Annotated in this window: 4 protein-coding genes; all 4 read right to left on the reverse strand. The window is 54.4% G+C overall.

All coding sequences use genetic code 11. The annotated features are described in order from the left end of the window. Nucleotides 1-51 precede the first annotated feature (51 nt). From H8696_RS11215 to H8696_RS11230, 4 genes are read right to left on the reverse strand one after another with little or no spacing between them, the layout of a single operon-like run. Complete coding sequence (locus H8696_RS11215) at nt 52-870, reverse strand: ABC transporter ATP-binding protein (RefSeq protein ID WP_249317530.1); 819 nt, start codon at nt 868-870, stop codon at nt 52-54. Nucleotides 871-873: 3 nt separating this feature from the next. Further along, entirely contained in the window at nt 874-1,905 is a 1,032-nt protein-coding gene (locus H8696_RS11220) for an ABC transporter ATP-binding protein (RefSeq protein ID WP_249317531.1), read from the reverse strand. A 6-nt stretch (nt 1,906-1,911) separates the two neighbouring features. Beyond that, nucleotides 1,912-2,799, reverse strand: coding sequence for an ABC transporter permease (locus H8696_RS11225; protein ID WP_249317532.1), 888 nt, complete (start codon nt 2,797-2,799; stop codon nt 1,912-1,914). Nucleotides 2,800-2,802: 3 nt separating this feature from the next. Continuing rightward, entirely contained in the window at nt 2,803-3,813 is a 1,011-nt protein-coding gene (locus H8696_RS11230) for an ABC transporter permease (RefSeq protein WP_407926386.1), read from the reverse strand. Nucleotides 3,814-3,852: the final 39 nt, after the last annotated feature.

Genomic DNA, 3,852 nt, shown 5'->3' on the forward strand with positions numbered 1-3,852 from the left:
AATGGCCAGGGTTTTCAGGAAAGAGAAGTAGGGTAGAATTTTGGTGAGGTTTTAGTTCAATGACCAGGTTTCGTTCAGCTTCGGCACGTCATTCAGCAGCTGCTTCGTGTACGCATGCTGCGGATTGAGAATCACTTCGTCCGCAGGCCCGCCTTCCACAAACCGGCCCTTCTCCATGATGTAGATCGTATCACTCACGTAATACGCAAGTCCCAGGTCATGCGTGATGAAGATAATCGTCATCTTCTCCGTGTCCCGCAGCTTCATCAGCATATCCAGGATCGTCGAGCGCGAGCACGCGTCCACCATCGACGTCGGTTCGTCCGCAATCAGAATGTGCGGCTCCCACACGAAGATTCTCGCGATCATCAGCCTCTGCATCTGGCCGCCCGACAGCTCGAAGGGATACTTGTTGTACAGCTCGTCGTACTTCAGGTTCACGAACGTACATGCATTCCTCATGCGCTCCAGCTGCTGCTCTTCCGTCAGATCAGCGTCCACGCCCTTCTTTATGCAGTCCCTGAGCACCGTCTCCACTCGGAAAAACTGGTTGAAAGACGAGAACGGATCCTGGAACACGCCCTGGATGTTCTTCCAGTACGCTTTCCTCTCCTTGCCTTTCTTCAGGTTCCTCAGCTGACCCTTGTAGTACACTTCTCCGCTCGTCGGCGGCAATAGTCCAAGGATCATCCGCGCCGTCGTCGTCTTGCCGCTTCCCGACTCGCCCACGATCGACACGATCTCGCCCTCATGGAACGAGAAATTGATCTTATCCACGGCCGTGATCTTGCTCTTGCCAAATCCAAATTGACGCGTCAGGTCTTTGCCCTGCAGCAGCACTTCGCCGTATTTAGGATGGTTGTTCGCCATTGCTCAAGCCTCCTTCTCATCTGCCGGCGACGGCGGATTCTCGTTGTATAGCTTCCGCAGATGCTCTTCGTCAAAGACGCAGCGGTACACACGGTTGTTGCTTGCATCCCGCATTTCAATGTGGTCGTTCTGGCACTTCTCGTTCGCATACTTGCACCGGTCCTTGAATCGGCATCCCGGCGGCACCTTCTTCAGGTTCGGCGGTGCGCCCGGTATAGCCGTCAGCGCCGCGTGCTTCATCCCTTCCTCAGGCACGATGATCGAGCCCATGAGCGCCTTCGAATACGGGTGGATCGAATCGAAGATAACCTCCGTCGACGTTCCCTTCTCCACGATCTCGCCCGCGTACATCACCATGATGTCGTCCGCCACGTGCCTCAAGAGCGGCAGCTCGTGCGTGATGAAGATCATCGACTTCACGTAGCCCTTGTCCAGAAGCGTCCTCATCATCTTTATAACCGCCTTCTGGCTCGTCACGTCCAATGCGGACGTCGGCTCATCCGCGATCAGAATCCGCGGATTCAGGATCGTCGAAATCGCGATAACCGTTCTTTGCTTCATGCCGCCCGACAGCTCGTTCGGATAGGCGTTCAGCACACGGGGCGGCAGATTCAGCTCTTCGAATTTCGCTTCCGCGATCTTCCTTACTTCATCCGACTTGATCCCCGGCTTGTGCTCCTTCATGATGTCCTCGATGAACTTGATCACTTTCCGCGTCGGGTTCAGCGCGTTCATCGCCGCCTGGGGAATGTAGGCGATCTCCTGTCCCAGGTATTCCGTGCGCAGCTTCTCATAGGGCAGCGTCATCAGGTTCGTGCCATCGATCTCAATCGAGCCACTATCGTAGTGCAGCGGCGGAAAATAGAATCCCATCAGGCTCAAAGCCAGCGTGGATTTACCACAGCCCGACTCGCCCGCGATTCCCATGACCTTGCCTTCCTCCAGGTCCAGGCTCACATCATCCACCGCAAACACGGATTCCTTCAGACGCGTCATGTAATACGTGCGCAGATTGCGTACTTTCAGTATACTCATGATTCGTCAGCTCCTTATCTTGGGATTGAAGATTTCGTCCATGCCCGTGTTCATCATCGTCAGCGCGAAGATGACCAGCGCAATCACCATTGCCGTCGGCACGAACGCCCACCATGCTCCCGAAGTCGGCGCCTCAAACTGCTGCGCCCAGTTCATCATCGTTCCCAGCGAAATCGTGTTGTAGGGCCCAAGGCCTAACATCGAAATCGTGGCCTCGTTCAGTATACCCGAAGAAATCTGACGAATGAACGCCATCATTACGTACGACGCTACATACGGCAAAATGTGCTGCACGATGATCCGCATCGTGCTGTAGCCCGTGATCCTCGCGATGTTCACGTGATCACGCACTCTCAGCGACGCCGTCTGCGCACGCACCGAACGGCAGGTCCACGGCCACGACGTTAGTCCTATGACCAGCGCCGTTACGTAGTACGATCGTGTCGTCACACTCACCGATATCAATATCAGGATAACGATCGAGGGGATAACCGTAAACATGTTCGTGATCGTCTGGATGATATCGTCTATGATACCTCCCACATAGCCCGACCACAGGCCCAGCGTCAAACCGATCGCCGTTGCGATTAGACCGGCCAGTACGCCCACCCACAGCGACGTCTTCGTTCCATACATCAACTCCAGGAACAGGTCACGCCCGAAGTTGTCCGTGCCCAGCACCAGATTGAACTTCTCAAACGTGGCGTCCGCTCCCTGGCCCACCTGCTTCATACCTTCCGTTCCCGGTGCATCATAGATCGTTCCCACCATCTCATACGGATCGGACGTATTCACCAGCGGCACAATGAAGATGACGAGCAGGATGATGACCAGCGTTATCAAGCCAAACATGAACTTTGGCGATCTCACCAATGTCTTTAATGAGTTTTTCATCCGTTAGCCCTCCCCCAACTGCGATGCCTTGATTCGAGGATCGATCAAGCCATAGATTACTTCCAGTACGAAGTTCGCGATCAGAACGCCGATCGTGATCAGCAGCGTACATCCCGATATCAGCGGATAATCCAGGCCGCTGATGCCCTTGAACATGTACGTTCCAATGCCGGGATAGCTGAATACGATCTCCGTCACAAGCGCTCCGCCGACCATCGTGCCCAGCGACACCGCCAAGCCCGTTACCTGCGGCAGCACCGCGTTACGGAACACATACCGCACAATCTTGCGCTCCTTCACGCCCATCAGCTTCGAATACAGCACATAGTCCGCATTCAGCTCGTAAATCGCCATCGACCTCATGCCGATTGCCTGACCGCCGATCCACACCAGCAGCACCGACAGGAACGGCAGCGTCCAGTGATACAGCACCGACGAGATGAATGCCCACGACATCGACGGGATCATCTGGAACGAATAGGCGTTGCCAGTTGGAAAGACCTTCCACTGAATCGCAAACAGATACAGCAATATGATTGAAAACGCGAACGGCGGTATCGAATTGATGAACATCGACAGCGGAAACAATACCTTGTCGAACACACCCTTCTTGTACGCCGCATACGCGCCCAGTATATTGCCCAGGAACCAGCCGATGATGATCGCCGGCAGCTGAATCGCCAGCGTCCACGGCACCGCAGCCGCCAGAATATCGTTCACCTTTCTCGGATACTGCGTGAAGCTCGTTCCCATGTCTCCCTGGAACAGCCCGCCAAGATACAGCCCAAACTGCTCAATCAGCGGCTTATCCAGTCCAAATTCCTTGTTGAACGTCTCGAATATCTTCTTCTGCGAGTTGGTATCACTCATACCCGTCGTCAGGTTACCCAATATAACACTGACCGGGTTTCCTTCGATCATCCGTGGCAGGAAGAAGTTCAATGCCACTGCGATGACCAACGTTATCAGATACCAGATGGTTTTTTGTCCCAGGTACCTAAAATAATGTCCCATGTTTTGCCCTCCGTTCAAAAACTCTTCCTGTTGCTCTCC

It is taken from the genome of Gehongia tenuis (genome assembly GCF_014384795.1).
GTDB classification, from domain to species: Bacteria; Bacillota; Clostridia; order Christensenellales; family NSJ-53; genus Gehongia; species Gehongia tenuis.

What these genes read in the sequence shown, in the direction of transcription:
- H8696_RS11215 (WP_249317530.1), bottom strand. Translation starts at nt 870, where the DNA reads ATGGCGAACAACCATCCTAAATACGGCGAAGTGCTGCTGCAGGGCAAA.
- H8696_RS11220 (WP_249317531.1), bottom strand. Translation starts at nt 1,905, where the DNA reads ATGAGTATACTGAAAGTACGCAATCTGCGCACGTATTACATGACGCGT.
- H8696_RS11225 (WP_249317532.1), bottom strand. Translation starts at nt 2,799, where the DNA reads ATGAAAAACTCATTAAAGACATTGGTGAGATCGCCAAAGTTCATGTTT.
- H8696_RS11230 (WP_407926386.1), bottom strand. Translation starts at nt 3,813, where the DNA reads ATGGGACATTATTTTAGGTACCTGGGACAAAAAACCATCTGGTATCTG.